Consider the following 17,235-nt stretch of genomic DNA (forward strand, 5'->3'; position numbering starts at 1 on the left):
ACGTGGGTGTGGTGCGGCAGCGCGCCCGCGGGGCGTGCAATCGGCTCGGTCGGTTGCGGTAGCGACCTACTCAGTCCAGGCTGCTCAGCCATTGGTTACCTTGTTCATCCGTCGCTCGTTGTGGTGGCATCCTTGATCCCTGTTGCCGACCAGACGCCGTCGTCCAATCCTTGCACCCCCACGAGCTCTCCCATCTTTCCCGTGATCTCACCCTTGTCGAGCAAGTCGGTGGTGGACGCCACAGCTGTGGAGCCGGCCCAGATCCGGGTCTGAGTCTCGAATACGTCGCTTGCGGCCTTTACCGCGTCGTCGGCGCGCAGACCGTCAGACATCTGGTCAAGGCTCCTCTGAAGGCTCGTGATTCCGGGATCATTCAATCCCGGTCGGACCCCCGACCAGGTATCGGCCTGACCAAGCTGTCTGAGGTTACTCCAACGTAGATCTGTGACCGATTTGAAGCTGTCCAATGATTCTCTGTAGATTAACTTCGGGTTGAAGGCATCCGCCATCCGCTGGCCACCAGGGAACCAGCCCTTTGGTGCCTTGGCGATCGCCTCGACGCCGGCCTTGCCACGCAAGGCTCCGCCGCTTTCCCGATTTGCACGCTTCCAGGCATCATTGACAGCCTTCTTGTACGCGGCAGAGCCGGGTTTCGCCTTGATTCCTTCTCTGAGCGCCTTCGCTCTTGCCGATCGTCCCAGGGTCTTCGCGGCCGCCGATGCCCCCTTCGCACCGGCGAGGGCGCCTCGGCCGATACCCAACGTGGCGATGCCCACGACGTCAAGGGCAACGTCGAACCAGCTTCCCTTACCTCCTAGCGCCAGGAGGGTGTGTCCCACGAACGAAACCAGGGTGGCCACCAAGGCGATGGTGCCGAGGACCCCGGCGAGGACCTGCCCGACAATCGGAATCCAGCCGACCATGAGTGCCAGCGTCCCGCAGATGGTCGACACCCAACCGGAAACCTTGAGGACGGTTTCTATCCATCCGGAATTGTCGTTGACCCAATCCTTGAACTTGTCCCATGCGTCGTCTTTCAGGCCATCGTGATCGATGGCGTGCCGGATGGAATCACGTGCCCTCTTTGCGGCAGCATCACGCACATCCTTGGCTGCCTCCAAGTGCTTCTTCGCCCTTTCCAGAGCCGCACTCGCCGCTTCTTGGCGCTTCTCCAGCTTCTTGCGGTCCGGATCTTCGTCACCTGACGATTTGGGAAGCTTGCCAATCGCGGCGCTACTGGCGTTCTGTTCGTCATGCGCCTCTCGAGCATCGCGGAGCGCCTTATCGGCCATGGTCTGGGCGCGATGAAGCTCTGAGGCGTACTGGCTTGAGCAGCCACCCTCGACGACCTTCTCCCCGAGGGCATCAGCAGCGGCATCGTAGCGCTTGAACGCCTTCCGCAGCTTTCCCTCGGCCTCCTCAGCATCCTTACGGAATTCGTCGGCCGTCTTGCTCTTCCACTCATCGACGGACGCAAGCGCTTTGATTTCGTCTGCCTGCTTCTTGATGGCCTCGGCGGTTTTCCTGAGCTGCCGGCCCAGCCTGGCGACCTCATCCGGATCACCGGGGATCGGGTCGGAGGCCTCATCAATCACCGCCCACTCTTCGGTGCGCGGCCGCGTCACTTCGCGCCTCCCCCGGCGCCAGGCTTCTTCTTACCTGATTTACGGAGCGCCTCGGCAAGCTGGTGATCGATGTCCTCATACGTCTTCGCCGCCGTGGAGAGCAGCTTGGAAAGATTCTCCAGCTCCTCCGTGAGACGCTCACGGTGAATCTTCCAGTTGTCACCGAAGTCATCGAAGACTTCCACAAGCCCTTTATCGCCCAGGGTGACCACACCCAGCCCTTCGGCCGGGTTGGCGTTCCTCTTGAACTCTCCGTGAATCTTCGAAAGAGACTTGGCACTTTCCTTGATGCGTTCGATATCTGCAGTTTGGTCAGGCACGGATCCCCCGCTGCGAGTCGTACTGGCGCGACATGCGTGGGGCGGACCGCACGGCCCGCCCCACCGCAGTGCCTTTTCTAGCAGAAGGTCACTTCCGTGCCTGCTTCGCCAGTTCCTCGTCGATCTGCTCGAACTTGTCCGCCGCCATGGTCAGGTAGTCCCCCATGCCGTCGAGCCCGTCCAGCGTCGTCTTCGTGCCCTGCACGAACTCGTCGAAGTTCTCGTCGAACGCCTTCGACGAACTCTTCGTGACATAGCCGGACTGGACGAGGTTGTTGATGTACTTGCGGAGGCCTTCCAGCCTCTCCTGGAGCTTTTCCTTCTCCTTCACGACATGCTTGGCCGCTTCCCGCATGTCCTGATATGTGATGTCAAGGTCCTTGGCCATGAAGCCGCTCCCTCTCGCAACGCCGCAGGGCCAACCCCCGTGGCTCCCTGTTTGCGGACTCGTCGGCCCGTAAGCCGAGTTGCCGATCGCACGTGGCACCGGTGTGATCGTCCGCTCTTGCGCATGCAGCTTACGGGTGTGGCCTGTGGTGCCACATCCTCGGCTTGTGAACGAGGCGTCGTAAAAGCGTGCACGACATTGCCATCGGGAACATCGCCGCGCCTCCCCATTGCCCCGCCGCCACCCCGAACGGATATCGTCCTTACCGCTGTGACCCCTGCGAGCCCCGTGGCGGGAGCGGGCGCAGCAACGGAGACCACAGCGGCCACGGAGCCACACAGGCCCAGTGGCACGGGGAGGACATGTCGTGCGCCTGACTCTGACCGTCGTCGACCCGTACGGCGGTGGCACCGCCGACGTCGTGCTCGATGCCGATCCTGAGTCCACCGTGGGGGACATCGCCCAGGAGCTCGCCCGGCAGGTGGGGCTCAGCGGGGCGCAGGTCATCCCGTTCGGGCAGCACCGGCACGCGCCGGCCGGCAACGCGCCCCTGGTGTACGTGGACGGGTACGCCGTCGATCCCGCCGCCACCGTCGTCGGGTCGCCCCTGCGGGAGGGTGCCGTCGTCAGTCTGCAGGATCCCTCCGGGTGTCTGCCGGGTGAGCCCACGGGGCTCGTCGAGTTGCGGGTGGTGGGCGGGCCGGCCGCCGGGTCCGTGCACCGGCTCGGTGTCGGGCGGTACGACATCGGCAGCGGCGCCGCCTCCTACGTCCGGATCGACGACCCCGAGGTGGACGCCCGGGCCCTGACCCTCTCCGTCGCCACCGACGGCACCTGCCGGGTGGCCGTCCACACGGACAAGGAGCACGTCACCCTCGACGGCACTCCCCTCGCCGGCGGCGACGAGGAGGAGTCCGGCGGCGACAAGGGCTCCAAGAGGAAGAAGAACAAGGAGAGCAAGAAGAGCAAGGGCAAGAGCAAGAAGAGCGGTCAGGAGCTAGACGCCGGGGACGGGCCCGTCGAGTGGGCGCTCGGGGCGCAGGTCGGGATCGGCAACAGCCTGCTCGAACTCACCCGTTACACGCCCCCGAACGCCGCGCTCAAGTGGTCGGACGACGGGGTCGGGCTGGACTACAACCGGCCCCCGCGGCTGCGCCCGCCCGAGCGGCAGACCAGCTTCCGGCTGCCGTCGGCGCCCCGCGAGTACGAGGCCCGGCCGCTGCCCTGGCTGATGGCGCTGACGCCGCTGGTCGGTGCCGTCGTGTCCGTCATGATCTTCCAGCGCTGGTACTACCTGATCATGGCCGCGCTGAGCCCGGTCCTGCTCTTCGCCAACTACTACAACGACAAGAAGCACGGGCGTAAGTCGCACGCCAAGCAGGTCCAGGAGTACGAGGAGCAGAAGGAGCGGATCGAGAAGGACGCGCAGGACGCCCTCGTCGCCGAGCGGAACGACCGGCGGCACGCCATACCCGACCCGGCGACCGTGCTGGCCCTCGGGACCGGGCCCCGCACCCGGCTGTGGGAGCGGCGGCGTACCGACCGTGACCATCTGCTGCTGCGGTTCGGGACCGGCCGGTTGCCCTCCGAGGTCGTGCTGGACGACCCCGAGCAGGACGACCACCGCCGCCAGGTGACCTGGAAGATCGAGGACGCACCGGTCGCGCTGCACCTGCGCACGCTCGGGGTGATCGGCGTGGCCGGGCCCGGTGACTCCGCGCGGGCGCTGGGGCGTTGGGCCGTCGCGCAGACGGCGGCGCTGCACAGCCCGATGGACGTGCAGTTCTACGTGCTGAGCGAGCACGCGGCGCGGGAGTCCTGGGACTGGGTGCGCTGGCTGCCGCACGCCCGGCCGTCCGGCGGGCAGGACGTGAACGTGCTCATCGGGACGGACGCCGAGACCGTCGGTGCCCGGATCGGCGAGCTGACGCAGATCCTCGACGCCCGCAAGAAGGCCGCCGAGCAGAACAGGTCGCAGGGCTCGACCTTCAGCGACCCGGACATCGTGGTGGTGTGGGACGGGTCGCGGCGGCTGCGGTCCCTGCCGGGGGTCGTACGGCTGCTGCGGGAGGGGCCGTCGGTGTCGATGTTCGCCCTCTGCCTCGACGCGGAGGAGCGGTTCCTGCCCGGCGAGTGCCAGGCGTACGTCGTCGCCGAGCCGAAGGCCGAGGAGTTCGGGCCCGACCGGCAGCTCCAGCGGCGGGGACAGCAGGAGGCGCAGCCGGTGGCCGGGGGGTTCCCCTCCTTCCAGGCCTGGCACTCCGCCGCCCCGCAGCCCGAACAGGCGGGCCGTGTCGAGAAGTTGCGGCTGCGCCTGGAGGAGGCCGGTGCCGAGCGGCTGACGGACGTGCGGCCCGACTTCGTCTCCCCCGCCTGGTGTCTGCGGCTGGCCCGGGCGCTGTCGCCGCTGCGGGACATCAGCGGCGAGACCGAGGACTCGGCGCTGCCGGCCTCCAGCCGGCTGCTGGACGTGCTGCAGCTGGAGCCGCCGACGAGTGAGGCGATCGTGGCCCGCTGGCGGACGGGCGGGCAGTCGACGCTGGCCGTGATCGGTGAGTCGTACGACGGGCCGTTCGGGATCGACATCCGCAAGGACGGGCCGCACGGTCTGATCGCCGGTACGACCGGTTCCGGCAAGTCGGAGCTGCTGCAGACCATCGTGGCGGCGCTGGCGGTGGCGAACACGCCCGAGAACATGACGTTCGTGCTGGTCGACTACAAGGGTGGCGCGGCGTTCAAGGACTGTGTCCATCTGCCGCACACCGTCGGCATGGTGACCGACCTCGACGCCCATCTCGTGGAGCGGGCGCTGGAGTCGCTCGGGGCGGAGCTGCACCGGCGCGAGCACATCCTGGCCGCCGCGGACGCCAAGGACATCGAGGACTACCAGGACCTGGTGCGCCGTGATCCGTCGCACCGGCCGGTGCCCCGGCTGCTCATCGTCATCGACGAGTTCGCCTCGATGGTGCGCGACCTCCCCGACTTCGTGACGGGGCTCGTGAACATCGCCCAGCGCGGGCGGTCCCTCGGCATCCACCTGCTGCTGGCGACCCAGCGGCCGTCCGGCGTGGTCTCCCCCGAGATCCGCGCCAACACCAACCTGCGGATCGCGCTGCGCGTGACGGACGGCGGCGAGTCGACCGACGTCATCGACTCGCCCGAGGCCGGGCACATCTCCAAGAGCACCCCGGGCCGCGCGTACGCCCGTCTCGGGCACGCCTCGCTGGTCCCGTTCCAGTCGGGGCGGGTCGGCGGGCGTCGGCCCGGCGCGGCCGACCCGGCGACGCTGATGCCCTGGGTGGGGCCGCTGGCCTGGGAGGACCTCGGCCGGGCGGCGCTGGCCAAGCCGAAGTCCCAGGCGCGCGAGGACGAGGAGATCACCGACCTGAAGGTCCTGGTCGACACGATCCGGGACGCCAACCGCTCGCTCGGCATCCCGCCCCAGCACAGCCCGTGGCTGCCCGCCCTGGACGAGACGCTGCTGCTGGACGAGATCGAGCTGCCCGCGTTCGCCGGCGGCCCGGGCAAGCTGCCCCCGGCCCCGTACGGCATCGAGGACCTGCCCGCGAGCCAGTCGCGCCGCCCGGTCGTGGTGGACTTCTCGGCCTTCGGGCACCTGATGATCGGCGGTGCCCCGCGCAGCGGCCGCTCGCAGGTGCTGCGCACCCTGGCCGGTTCGATCGCCCGCACGCACTCCGTCGCCGACGTGCACCTGTACGGCATCGACTGCGGCAACGGCGCGCTCAACGCCCTGACGCGGCTGCCGCACTGCGGGGCGGTGGTGGGCCGCAACCAGACCGAGCGGGTGGTGCGGCTGGTCAACCGGCTCAAGGGCGAGCTGGGCCGCCGCCAGGACCTGCTGTCCGAGAAGGGGTTCGCGGACATCGGCGAGCAGCGGGCCTCGGTGTCGGAGGACGAGCGGCTGCCGCACATCGTGGTGCTGCTGGACCGCTGGGAGGGCTGGGTGCCCACGCTCGGCGAGATCGACCACGGCTCGCTGACGGACGAGTTGCAGACGATGATGCGCGAGGGCGCCAGCGTCGGCATCCACCTCGTCCTCACCGGTGACCGGACGCTGCTGGTGGGCCGGATCGCCACGCTCACCGAGGACAAGTACGGCCTGCGGCTGGCGGACCGCAGCGACTTCTCGGCGCTCGGGATCCCGGTGCGCAAGGTGCCGGAGGAGATTCCGCCGGGCCGTGCCTTCCGCAACGAGTCCGGTACGGAGACGCAGTTCGCGCTGCTGGCCGAGGACACGAGCGGTCAGGGCCAGGCGGCGGCGCTCGCGGCGATCGGCGAGGCGGCCACCGCGCGGGACGCTCACGTGCCGCGCGCGCGGCGCCCGTTCCGCGTGGACAGCCTGCCCAGCCGGATCTCCTTCCCGGAGGCGTGGGAGCTGCGCGACCCGGAGGCGTCCCGTTCACGGCTGTACGGTCTGGCCGGTATCGGCGGCGACGAGATCGTCGGCTTCGGGCCCGATCTCGCCGAGGGCGTACCGGCGTTCGTCATCGCGGGTCCGGCCAAGTCCGGCCGCTCGACGGTGCTGCTGAACTTCGCGCACTCGTTCCTGGCCCAGGGCACGCGGCTGGTGATCGCGGCACCGCGCCAGTCGCCGCTGCGCGGGCTCGACGGCACGGAGGGCGTGCTGAAGGTCTTCACCGGCGACGACATCGACGAGGACGAGTTCGAGGAGCTGGTCGACCAGGCGTCCTTGGAGGAGCCGGTCGCCGTGCTCGTCGACGACGGAGAGATCCTGGAGGACTGCGACGCCGAGAGCCAGCTGAAGAAGCTGGTCTCGCGCGGCGCCGAACGGGGTCTCGCGCTCGTCATCGCCGGTGACGAGGAGGACGTGTGCAGCGGCTTCTCGGGCTGGCAGGTGGACGCGAAGAAGGCCCGCCGGGGCATCCTGCTCTCCCCGCAGGATTCCTCCAGCGGCGACCTCATCGGCGTACGGCTGTCCCGCGGCATGGTGGGCGGGCAGGTCGCCCCGGGCAAGGGCATGCTCCACCTCGGCGACGGGGAGCTGCGCACGGTCGTCGTGCCGGGGTGAGGCGGGGCAGCGGCGGCGGGCCGTCCCGGGGGTGTGCGGCGTTCCCGGGCCTCCTCACCCCCCGCGGGTGCCGCCCGGCGCGAACGAGGTCCGAAGGGGCGAGGTCCGAAGAGACGAGGTCCGAAGAGACGCGGTCCGAAGAGACGCGGTCCGAAGAGGGGCCCGGCCACGGTGGTGATCACGCCGCTCGTCGGCCCGGTCGCCCGGGAGGGGCGGGCCGCCCGTCACCGCACCTTCGACAGGCGAGCCTGGGGACGGCCCGACTCCTCGCTCTCCGACCGGTACTGGAGGTCGTCGCCCTCCGGGGTGAGGCGGACGGTGGTGGGGGCCGGGTTGCAGCCGCCGTGGTTGGTCCGCGCACCGGCCGAGGTCGCCACGAGCTCCTTCTTCGTCACCTGCTTCAGGGTCAGGACGTCCACGCAGACGCCGCCGAGCTGGTCGGTCTGGCGGAGGCGGCCCAGTTCCTGGCCGACGGCGGCCCGCTGGACGGTGAGCCGGAACGTGCCGAGGGGCAGCCTGCCGTCGAGGGCGGTGCCCCGGCCCTCCCAGGTGCCCAGGTAGGCGGCGGGCACCGTTCCGGAGGGCGCGGAGCTCGCGGTCGCCCCGGGCGGTGAGTAGGCGTCGTCACCGGAACCGCCCGCGCCGTCCCGGCCTCCCTCGCCCGGCAGCAGGTCGAGGACGAGGACCGACCCGATCGTCACGGCCGCCATCGCCCCCGCGAGGGCCAGTGCCACGGTGCAGCTCAGCCTCCTCGCCCGCCCCTCGCCCTCGGGCGCGGAGGCCGCGGCGACGGAGAGGGTGACCTTGCCGGGCCACCGGCGCCCTGACGGGACGGCCGCGTCCGGCCGCCGCTCCCCTTCGCGGGGCTCGGGCACGGCGACGGACGCCGGTGCGGCCGACGCCGGTGCGGCCGACGCCGGTGCGGCCGACGCCGGTGCCGCTGGCGCAGGTGCGGCCGACGCCGGTGCGGCTGGCGCAGGTACCGCCGACGGGCCGTCCATGACCGGCGGCGCCCCGAACACCCCAACGGCCTCGGCCGCCCCGAACACCCCCCTGTCCTCCGCCGCCCCGCCGGCCCCCGCGGCCCGCGCCGCCCCGCCCGCCTCCGGCTCCCCCACCGACGGACTGCTGAACCCCACCGGCCCCGAGGGCGCCCCCGCCCCCGTCGCCTCCAGGTTGAGCAGCCGCACGGCACCGCGGCTCACCTGCTCCACCAGCGGCCCCGGCAGCCACCCGCCCGCCACCAGCCGGGCCGCGCCCTCGGGAGCGAGCCGCCGGGCCACGTCGGCGGGGGCCGGCCGCGCGTCCGGGTCCTTGGCCAGGCAGGCCGCCGTCAGGGAGCGCAACTCCCCGTCCAGCAGCCCCAGTTCCGGCTCCTCGTGCACCACCTTGTAGAGCAGCGCCGCCGAGGAGTCACCGGGGAAGGGCGGTTCGCCGGTCGCCGCGTACGCGAGGACCGCTCCCAGGGAGAAGACGTCCGCCGCGCCCGTAACGCCCTTGCCCAGGACCTGCTCGGGCGACATGTAACCGGGCGAGCCGACGGAGACACCGGTGGAGGTCAGGGACGCCGTGCCGTCGGTGGCCCGGGCGATGCCGAAGTCGATCAGCAGCGGGCCGTCCAGGGTGAGCAGGACGTTCGACGGCTTCACGTCGCGGTGGACGAGCCCCAGCTCGTGCACCGCCGCCAGCGCCTCGGCGAGCCCCGCCCCGAGCGTCCGTACGGTGTGGGCCGGCAGGGGTCCGCCGTCGGCGACCGCGGCGGACAGTGACGGACCGGCGGCGTACGCCGTCGCCACCCACGGCACCCGCGCGTCCGGGTCCGCGTCCAGGACGGGCGCGGTCCAGGCGCCGCCCACCCGGCGCGCGGCCTCGACCTCGCGCCGGAACCGCGCCCGGAACTCCTCGTCCAGCGCGAAGTGCGGATGCACGATCTTCACCGCGACCGTACGGCCGCCGGCGCTGCGGCCCAGGTAGACCCGGCCCATACCGCCGGAGCCCAGCCGGCCGAGCAGCCGGTAGGGACCCACGGCCGTGGGTTCGTCGACGTCGAGCGGCCGCATGGCGTCACCCCTCCCCCGTGGGCGCGCGGGGGCGCTCCCCGGCCCGCACGCCCGCACCTCCCAGCAGAGTAGTGCCGGACCGCCGCCGGACTCACGGCCGGAACGGGCCCCTCTTCGTGCGGGCCCCGCTCACGCCCGGAGCAGGTCCACCTTCACGTCGGCCGGGAAGCCGGTCGTCGGGCCGACCCGCCGGGCGAACTCGGCGACCGCCTCCAGCTGGGGCCCGCCGAAGCGGAAGTCGAGGGTGGTGAAGTAGCGGGCGAGGGTCTCCTCGTCGAAGGCCTCCCAGCGGGCGGCCTGCTCGGCGACCTTGCCGACCTCCTCCAGGGAGAGGTTGCGGGAGGCGAGGAAGGCCTCGTGCACCTTGCGCGTGATGACGGGCTCGCGCTCGGCGTAGTCGCGGCGCGCCGCCCACACGGCGAAGACGAACGGCAGGCCCGTCCACTCCTTCCACAGCGTGCCCAGGTCGTGGACGTCCAGGCCGAAGCGGGGCCCGTCGAGCATGTTCGCGCGCAGCGCGGCGTCGCCGATGAGGACGGCCGCCTCCGCCTCCCTCATCATCAGGCTCAGGTCGGGCGGGCAGGTGTAGTAGTCCGGCTGGACGCCGTAGCGCTCGGCGAGGAGCAGCTGGGCGAGGCGGACGGAGGTGCGCGAGGTCGAGCCGAGGGCGACCCGGGCGCCGTCCAGCCGGTCCAGGGGGACCTGCGAGACGATCACGCAGGACATGACCGGGCCGTCGCAGCCGACGGCGATGTCGGGGAAGGCGACCAGGTCGTCGGCGTGCTTGAGGAACTCGACCAGGGTGACCGGACCGATGTCGAGATCGCCCTGCACCAGCTTCTCGCTGAGCTTCTCAGGGGTGTCCTTGGTGAGCTCGAAGTCGAGGAGCGTGCCCGTTCTGGCGAGCCCCCAGTACAGGGGCAGGCAGTTCAGGAACTGGATGTGGCCGACACGCGGCCGGGTGCGAGGATTGTCCACGTCGTGAGGCTAGCCCTCGCGGCGTTCGGGCCCGCGTCCGCCCCCGCCGCGGCCGCTCGGGCCGCCGGTCACGGCCACACCGCCGGTCGGCCGCAGGATGTTCAAACATTCGGGTGACGTGATCTTGACCCCTATTGCATTCCGGGGTCCGCGTGCTAGGCTCGTCGCAAGTTGCAGTTTGGTTTCCCTTGCAGTACAGAGCCTGCGGAGCATGTGACCGCGGGCTCTCGTCATTCTCAGACATACGCACTTGTGCAGAATTCACTCTTCACACTTGCTGGTTCTGGAGCAGGGCAACCCTTTTGAGCCCAAGGAGGGCTTATGGCTACCGGAACCGTGAAGTGGTTCAACGCCGAAAAGGGCTTTGGTTTCATCGCCCAGGAGGGCGGCGGCCCCGACGTCTTCGTCCACTACTCCGCGATCAATGCGCAGGGATTCCGGTCCCTGGAGGAGAACCAGCAGGTGTCTTTCGACGTCACGCAGGGTCCGAAGGGCCCGCAGGCTGAGAACGTCACGCCGGTCTGATCAGTAGTACCCAAGGAGCCCCGCGCCGCCAGGCGACGGGGCTCCTGCCCTTTTCGGGCCCTTTCGCCGAATGAATTCGGGATGAATACCGCCCGTGCGAGGACGGGCCGATGGGGAAAGATCAGGAGAACACCGGGGAGGATGCGGTACGGCCTCCGCCGCAGGCACCCGGCGACGGGCCCGCCTCTCGGGTTGTCATCCGGGTTGTCATCCGGGCCGTCGCTCCGGCTGCCGCTCCGGCTGCGGCTCGGCCCTTCCTCGGCACGGCGATGGGGCCGTTCCCTCGGCACCACCCTCCGTGAACGGCCGGGCGGCAGGCCACGCGGCCCGCCCGACCACCGGCGGAGACCCGGACGGGCCGCTGCGGTGTCAATGCTGCGCAGTAGGGTCACGGCCCATGACCGACGCCGCCTTCCTGAGCGAGACCCGCACCTTCTACGACGCCGTGGCCGAGGACTACGCCGAGCACTTCCGGGACGCCACCACACCGCTGGACCTGGGTCTGCTGTACGGGTTCGCGGAGCTCGTGGGCGAGGGCGGCGAGGTCGCCGACCTGGGGTGCGGGCCGGGGCGGGTGACGGCGTACCTGGCGTCCCGGGGGCTGTCGGTCTTCGGGCTGGACCTGTCGGAGTCGATGCTGGCGATCGCCCGGCGCGAGCATCCCGGGCTGCGGTTCGAGCGGGGCTCGATGCTGGACCTGGACCTGCCGGACAGCTCGCTGGACGGCGTCGTGGCCTGGTACTCCACCATCCACACGCCCCTGGAGCACCTGCCCGCCCTCTTCACCGGCTTCCACCGGGTCCTGCGCCCGGGCGGGCACCTGCTCCTCGGCTTCCAGTGCGGCGAGGAGCCCCGCCGCTACGAGGAGGCCTTCGGCCACCGGGTGTCCCTGAGCTTCCACCGCCGCCGGCCCGAGCGGATGGCCGCGCTGGTGGAGGGGGCCGGTTTCACCGTCCGGTCGCGGACGGTGCGGGAGGCGGACGAGGAGCGCGGGGAGCCCGTCCCCCAGGCGGCCCTGGTGGCCCGCAAGCCCCGCGAGCCCGCCGGGCCCAGCGAGCCTGGCGGGCCCGGCGAGCCTGGCGAACCCGGCGCGTCCCGTGAGCCGAGCGCCTGGGGAACGTCGCTGCCCTGATGCCCGGGCACCCTCACAGCACCCCCGCCGCGTCCCTCCCCGCGACGTACCCGAACGTCATCGCGGGCCCGATCGTCGACCCCGCGCCCGCGTAACTGCGGCCCATGACCGCCGCGCTCGCGTTGCCCGCCGCGTACAGGCCGCGGATCACCGTGCCGTCCTCGCGCAGCACGCGGGCACGGGCGTCCGTGCGGAGGCCGCCCTTGGTGCCCAGGTCGCCGGGGACGATGCGGAAGGCGTGGTAGGGCGGCAGGCGGAGGGGGGCGAGGCAGGAGTTCGGGAGGACCGAGGGGTCCGTGTAGTAGTGGTCGTAGGCGCTGTCGCCGCGGTGGTGGTCGGTGTCCCGGCCGCGCAGGGCGAGGGTGTTGAAGCGGTCGACCGTGGTGCGCAGGGCCGCGGGCGGGACGCCGATCGACGTGGCCAGGGCGTCCAGCGTCCAGGCCTTGTGGGCGGCGCCGGAGTCGTACCAGTCGCCGGGCAGCGGCAGGGCCGGGGCGATGTCCTTGAAGAGGTACCGGTTGCGGTAGTTCTGGTCGACGACCAGCCAGCACGGGATGGCCGGGTCGGTGCCGTGGACGTCGTACATGGTGTGGACGACGTCGCTGTAGGGCGCGGCCTCGTTGACGAAGCGGCGGCCCGCCCCGTTCACCAGCAGCCCGCCGGGCAGGGTGCGCTCGGCGAGGCAGAAGTACGGCTGTCCGGGCAGGGGGATCGCCGGGCCCCACCAGGCGTCGTCCATCAGGTCGAGGGCCGCGCCGAGCCGCTGCCCGGCCCGGATGCCGTCGCCGGTGTTCTCCTTCGCGCCGACCGTCCAGTCGGTCCCGATGGGCTGCCGCTGGTAGCGGTCGCGCATCGCCGCGTCGTGCTCGAAGCCGCCGGAGCCGACGATGACGGCCCGGCGGGCGCGGACCAGGCCCGGTGCGCCGCCGCGGGTGACGACGGCTCCGGTGACCGTGCCGTTCTCGGCGTGCAGATCGGTCAGTGGTGTGTTCAGCCACACCGGTACTCCGGCGGACCGCAGCCCCGCGCGCAGCCCGGCCGCCAGGGCCTGCCCCATGGTCAGGGGCCGCTGGCCGAGCAGCGCCGCCTTCGCGCCGCGGGCCAGGCACTGGGCGGCGACCGCGGCGCCCCGGGGGTGCACGGCGGCCAGGGCGAGCCACTTGTAGTCGGCGCTGAAGACGACCATGCCGGCCGGGACGTCCAGGTACGGCGGGTTCAGCCGCTCCAGCTCGGGGCCGAGGACGGTGCCGTCGAGCTGGTCGGGCTCGATGGAGCGGCCGCCCGGCAGACCGCCGGGCAGCTCCGGGTAGTAGTCGCTGTAGCCCTCCATCCAGCGGAAGCGGAGCGGGCTGCCGGCCATCACGGAGGAGAGCATCGCCGGGCCGTGGGCGAGGAAGGCGCGCTGCCGGTCGGCGGGGACGTCCGGGCCGACGACGGCGGCGAGGTAGGCGGCGGCCTTGGCGGGGGTGTCGGGGACGCCGGCCGCCAGGATCACCTCGTTGTTGGGGATCCAGATCCCGGCGCCGGAGCGGGCGGCCGAGCCGCCGAAGGCCGGCGCCTTCTCCAGGACGACGCAGCTCAGGCCCTGCCGTGCCACGGTCAGCGCGGCGGTCATCCCGGCGGCGCCGGAGCCGATGACGACGACGTCGTACGTGCCGAGCGGCTGGAGGTCCGCCGCTCGCGCACGCTGCCGCGCTCCCGCGGCGACCGTGAGCCCGGCTCCCGCCGCCCCGGTCAGCAGTCGTCTCCGGGACGGGGCACCGGCCGTCCCTGCCTCGTTCGCGCTGGTGGTCATGGCCGCTCCCGCCCGGCGAGGAACACGAAGGGAGGGGACTGTCGCGCGACGGGCCGGAGAAGTCAAGGCCCGTGTGCGGGGCGGGGCTCGGCCTATTGGAGGCCGATGGCCCTGCAGTCCGCCCGGTACTTCGCGGTGCAGATGTCCTTCACCGTGTACACGCCGTCGGCGATGACGGTCTCCTTGATGTTGTCCCGGGTGAGGGCGACCACCGGCACGAGCATCGCCGGGATGTTCTTCTGCGTCGGGCTGTCGACCGTCTCGCGGGTCAGCGCGGCGAACTCGATGGAGCGTCCCTGCACCTTGGCCACGGCGATCTTCGCGGCGTTGGTCGCCTCCAGCAGGAAGGACTTGTACACGGTCATGTACTGCTCCCCCGACACCACCCGCTGCACCGCGTCCAGGTTGGCGTCCTGCCCGGTCACCGGCGGCATCTTCGTGGCGCCCGCCTCCTCCAGCGCCTCGATGACGGCACCGGCCATGCCGTCGTTGGCCGAGTAGACGGCGGCGATGTTGTTCAGCCCGACCGCCCTGATCGCCTTCTCCATGTTGGCCTTGGCGATCGCGGGCTTCCACTCCTTGGTGTCGTACTGCTGGACGATGTCGACCTGGCCCTGGAGTTCGCCCAGCGCGCCGCTCTTGAACCGTGCGGTGTTGGGGTCGGCGGGGTCGCCGTTCATCATGACGACCTTGCTGCTTTCGGCCTTCCCGCCGAGTTCGCCGACGATGGCGCGGCCCTGCACCTGACCGACGAGTTCGTTGTCGTGGGAGACGTAGGCGTCGATGGGGCCCTCGGCGAGCCGGTCGTAGGCGACGACCGGGATGCCCGCGTCCTTGGCCCTGCGCACGTCCGGGGCGATGGCCTTGGAGTCCAGCGCGTCGACGAGGACGACGTCGACCTTGTCGGCGATCATCTGCCGGAACTGCTCGCTCTGTCTGGTGACGCTCGCCTCGGCGTTGGCGTAGCGGACCTTGCCCTTGTTCTCGGTGAGGGAGGCGACCTCCTGCTTGATGAGCGGGTAGTCGAACCTCTCGAAGCGTGCCGTGTCCCGGTCGGGCAGCAGCAGGCCGACCGTGATGTCGTTGCCCTTCTTCCCGCCGGCCGGGTCGTCGCTTCCGCCGTCACCGCACGCGGCGAGGGACAGGGCCGACACGGCGACCGCCAGGCCTATGGAGAGATGACGCACGGTGGCCCGGCGGGTGTTACGCGCTTTCACTGGTGGTGCCTTCCGATGGGGATGCATCGCGACGAGGTGGCAGAAAGCCAACGGGGAGGCACCGTGCGTCGTCAAGGACCAGGTGTGAAGACCTCGCAAAGGTGCCTCATCGCGTGTACAGGGCCTCCACCTGCGTCGCGAACGCGCGCAGCACCGTCTCGCGGCGGAGTTTCATCGACGGGGTCAGGTGGCCCTCCTCCTCCGTGAAGTCCTGGGGGAGGACCGTGAAGCGGCGGATGGACTCGGGGCGGGAGACGAGCTTGTTCGCCTCGTCGACGGCGCGTTGCAGGACCGCGCGGAGTTCCTCGTCGTCGACGAGGAGGGCGGGTGGCACGGGGTGTTTGCCGTGCATGCGGCGCCAGTGGGTGATGCCCGCCTCGTCGAGGGTGATCAGCGCGGTGATGTAGGGGCGGCCGTCGCCCAGGACCATGCACTGGGAGATCAGGGGGTGGGAACGCAGCCAGTTCTCCAGGGGGGCCGGGGCGACGGACTTGCCGCCCGCGGTGATCAGGAGTTCCTTCTTGCGGCCGGTGATGGTCAGGTAGCCCTCGTCGTCGAGTTCGCCGATGTCGCCGGTGGCGAGCCAGCCGTCGGGCGCGGCGGGGACCACACCGCCGGCCCCCGGGTCCCAGTAGCCGCGCAGCACGTGGTCGCCGGCGACGAGGATCTCCCCGTCGGCGGCGATCCGGACGCGGGTGCCGGGCAGGGGCCAGCCGACCGTGCCGAGGCGGGGTTTCAGGGGCGGGGTGACGGTCGTCGCGCCGGTGGTCTCCGTCAGCCCGTAGCCCTCGAATATCTCGATGCCGGCGCCGGCGTAGAACGCGGCGAGGCGGCGGCCGAGCGGGGAGCCGCCGCAGATCGCGTAGCGGACCCGGCCGCCCATGGCGCCGCGGATGCGGCGGTAGACCAGCGGGTCGTAGAAGGCCCGGGCGGCCTTCAGGGCGCGGGACGGGCCGGGGCCGGTGCCGGTCTGCCGGGCCTCCATCGCCTCCCCGTAGCGCTGCGCCACGGCCACCGCACGGTCGAACGACGTCGCCCGGCCGGCCGCCTCCGCCTTGGCGCGGGCGGAGTTGAAGACCTTCTCCAGCATGTACGGGATGGCCAGCAGGCAGGTCGGCCGGAAGCCGGCCAGGTCCGGGAGCAGGTCGTCGGCCTTGATGCTCGGCGCGTGCCCGAGCCGGACGCGGGCCCGGACGCAGGCGATCGCGACCATGCGGCCGAAGACGTGGGACATGGGCAGGAACAGCAGGACGGAGGCCTCTTCGCTGGTCCTGGCCCTGAAGACGGGGTAGAGCAGCTCGATGGCGTTGTCGACCTCGGCGAAGAAGTTGCCGTGGGTGAGCGCGCAGCCCTTGGGGCGGCCGGTGGTGCCGGAGGTGTAGATGAGGGTGGCGAGGGTGTCCGGCCCGAGCATGCCGCGCCGCACCTCGACCTCCTGGTCGGTCAGCTGCGCCCCGGCCTCCGCGAGCCGGTCCACGTGGCCCTTCTCCACGACCCACAGGTGCTTGAGGTCGGGCAGGCGTTCGCGTTCGGGGCCGAGGGCGGCGGCCTGTGCCGTCGTCTCGGTGAGGAGCGCGACGGCGCCGGAGTCCTGGAGGATCCAGCGGGCCTGGAAGACGGAGGAGGTGGGGTAGACCGGGACGGTGACCAGTCCGGCGGCCCAGGCGGCGAAGTCCAGGACGGTCCACTCGTAGATCGTGCGGGCCATCACCGCGACCCGGTCGCCCGGCGCCAGCCCTTCGGCGATCATTCCCTTCGCCACGGCCATGACCTGCCCGGCGAACTCCGCGGCGGTGACGTCCCTCCAGCGCCCGTCGGCGTCCTTGCGGCTGAGCGCCACGGCGTCCGGAGACGCGGCGGCGTTGTCGAAGGGCAGGTCGGCGAGCGATCCGTACGTCCAGGGCGGTGCCAGCGGCGGCACGGACGCCTCCCGGACCGCCCCGTCGAGCCGCTTGACCTCGGGCTCGACCAGGACCGGTCCGCCGTACACGTCGCCGTGGGCGGAGGGTGGATAGGCAGTGGACACGGGCGGCTCCTGGGGCGTGCAGCGAAGGACTGCTTGCTGCATGACGTACGTGCCTCGCACGCCGAGGCGCTCAACCGGCGAACCCCCAGAAAGGGGTTACTGCCGGTAGGAACGGGATC

General features: G+C 71.4%; 11 protein-coding genes. 3 read left to right on the forward strand and 8 right to left on the reverse strand.

The window, feature by feature from the left end:
* Positions 1-104 precede the first annotated feature (104 nt).
* The 3 genes from AC07DA_RS26175 to AC07DA_RS26185 form a co-directional block, all read right to left on the reverse strand.
* Positions 105-1,625 (reverse strand): putative T7SS-secreted protein, encoded by a 1,521-nt coding sequence (locus tag AC07DA_RS26175; RefSeq protein WP_479130635.1) that lies wholly within the window; start codon positions 1,623-1,625, stop codon positions 105-107.
* Positions 1,622-1,945, reverse strand: a complete 324-nt coding sequence (locus AC07DA_RS26180; protein ID WP_479130636.1) for a hypothetical protein — start codon at positions 1,943-1,945, stop codon at positions 1,622-1,624. Before AC07DA_RS26180 ends, AC07DA_RS26175 begins: the two co-directional genes overlap by 4 nt.
* An 88-nt stretch (positions 1,946-2,033) precedes the next feature.
* Entirely contained in the window at positions 2,034-2,333 is a 300-nt protein-coding gene (locus AC07DA_RS26185) for a WXG100 family type VII secretion target (protein WP_208637025.1), read from the reverse strand.
* Between the two features lie 367 nt (positions 2,334-2,700).
* Here AC07DA_RS26185 and AC07DA_RS26190 point away from each other — a divergent pair, with 367 nt between their 5' ends.
* The gene (locus tag AC07DA_RS26190) at positions 2,701-7,383 is read left to right on the forward strand and encodes an FtsK/SpoIIIE domain-containing protein (protein WP_479130637.1); all 4,683 of its coding nucleotides are present in this window, start codon (positions 2,701-2,703) and stop codon (positions 7,381-7,383) included.
* A gap of 224 nt (positions 7,384-7,607) precedes the next feature.
* Here the strand turns inward: AC07DA_RS26190 and AC07DA_RS26195 are convergent, their stop codons facing one another.
* Both AC07DA_RS26195 and AC07DA_RS26200 read right to left on the reverse strand, forming a co-directional pair.
* The gene (locus AC07DA_RS26195; protein WP_479130639.1) at positions 7,608-9,443 is read right to left on the reverse strand and encodes a serine/threonine-protein kinase; all 1,836 of its coding nucleotides are present in this window, start codon (positions 9,441-9,443) and stop codon (positions 7,608-7,610) included.
* Between the two features lie 129 nt (positions 9,444-9,572).
* Complete coding sequence (locus AC07DA_RS26200) at positions 9,573-10,421, reverse strand: menaquinone biosynthetic enzyme MqnA/MqnD family protein (RefSeq protein ID WP_479130640.1); 849 nt, start codon at positions 10,419-10,421, stop codon at positions 9,573-9,575.
* Between the two features lie 321 nt (positions 10,422-10,742).
* Here AC07DA_RS26200 and AC07DA_RS26205 point away from each other — a divergent pair, with 321 nt between their 5' ends.
* Together AC07DA_RS26205 and AC07DA_RS26210 are read left to right on the forward strand one after the other, a co-directional pair.
* A complete protein-coding gene (locus AC07DA_RS26205; protein ID WP_003974443.1) occupies positions 10,743-10,946 on the forward strand; it encodes a cold-shock protein in 204 nt (67 codons plus the stop codon).
* 397 nt (positions 10,947-11,343) lie between these two features.
* A complete protein-coding gene (locus AC07DA_RS26210) occupies positions 11,344-12,078 on the forward strand; it encodes a class I SAM-dependent methyltransferase (RefSeq protein WP_479130641.1) in 735 nt (244 codons plus the stop codon).
* Between the two features lie 13 nt (positions 12,079-12,091).
* Here the strand turns inward: AC07DA_RS26210 and kstD are convergent, their stop codons facing one another.
* The 3 genes from kstD to AC07DA_RS26225 all read right to left on the reverse strand — a co-directional run bounded on the left by kstD (position 12,092) and on the right by AC07DA_RS26225 (position 17,116).
* Positions 12,092-13,873, reverse strand: coding sequence for a 3-oxosteroid 1-dehydrogenase (gene kstD, locus AC07DA_RS26215; protein ID WP_479130642.1), 1,782 nt, complete (start codon positions 13,871-13,873; stop codon positions 12,092-12,094).
* 92 nt (positions 13,874-13,965) lie between these two features.
* Entirely contained in the window at positions 13,966-15,090 is a 1,125-nt protein-coding gene (locus tag AC07DA_RS26220) for a sugar ABC transporter substrate-binding protein (RefSeq protein ID WP_479130643.1), read from the reverse strand.
* 106 nt (positions 15,091-15,196) lie between these two features.
* Entirely contained in the window at positions 15,197-17,116 is a 1,920-nt protein-coding gene (locus tag AC07DA_RS26225; RefSeq protein WP_479130644.1) for an AMP-dependent synthetase/ligase, read from the reverse strand.
* Between the last annotated feature and the right edge of the window lie 119 nt (positions 17,117-17,235).

This window comes from Streptomyces sp. NPDC044921 (genome assembly GCF_056432865.1).

What these genes read in the sequence shown, in the direction of transcription:
- kstD (WP_479130642.1), bottom strand. Translation starts at nt 13,873, where the DNA reads ATGACCACCAGCGCGAACGAGGCAGGGACGGCCGGTGCCCCGTCCCGG.
- AC07DA_RS26210 (WP_479130641.1), top strand. Translation starts at nt 11,344, where the DNA reads ATGACCGACGCCGCCTTCCTGAGCGAGACCCGCACCTTCTACGACGCC.
- AC07DA_RS26195 (WP_479130639.1), bottom strand. Translation starts at nt 9,443, where the DNA reads ATGCGGCCGCTCGACGTCGACGAACCCACGGCCGTGGGTCCCTACCGG.
- AC07DA_RS26205 (WP_003974443.1), top strand. Translation starts at nt 10,743, where the DNA reads ATGGCTACCGGAACCGTGAAGTGGTTCAACGCCGAAAAGGGCTTTGGT.
- AC07DA_RS26185 (WP_208637025.1), bottom strand. Translation starts at nt 2,333, where the DNA reads ATGGCCAAGGACCTTGACATCACATATCAGGACATGCGGGAAGCGGCC.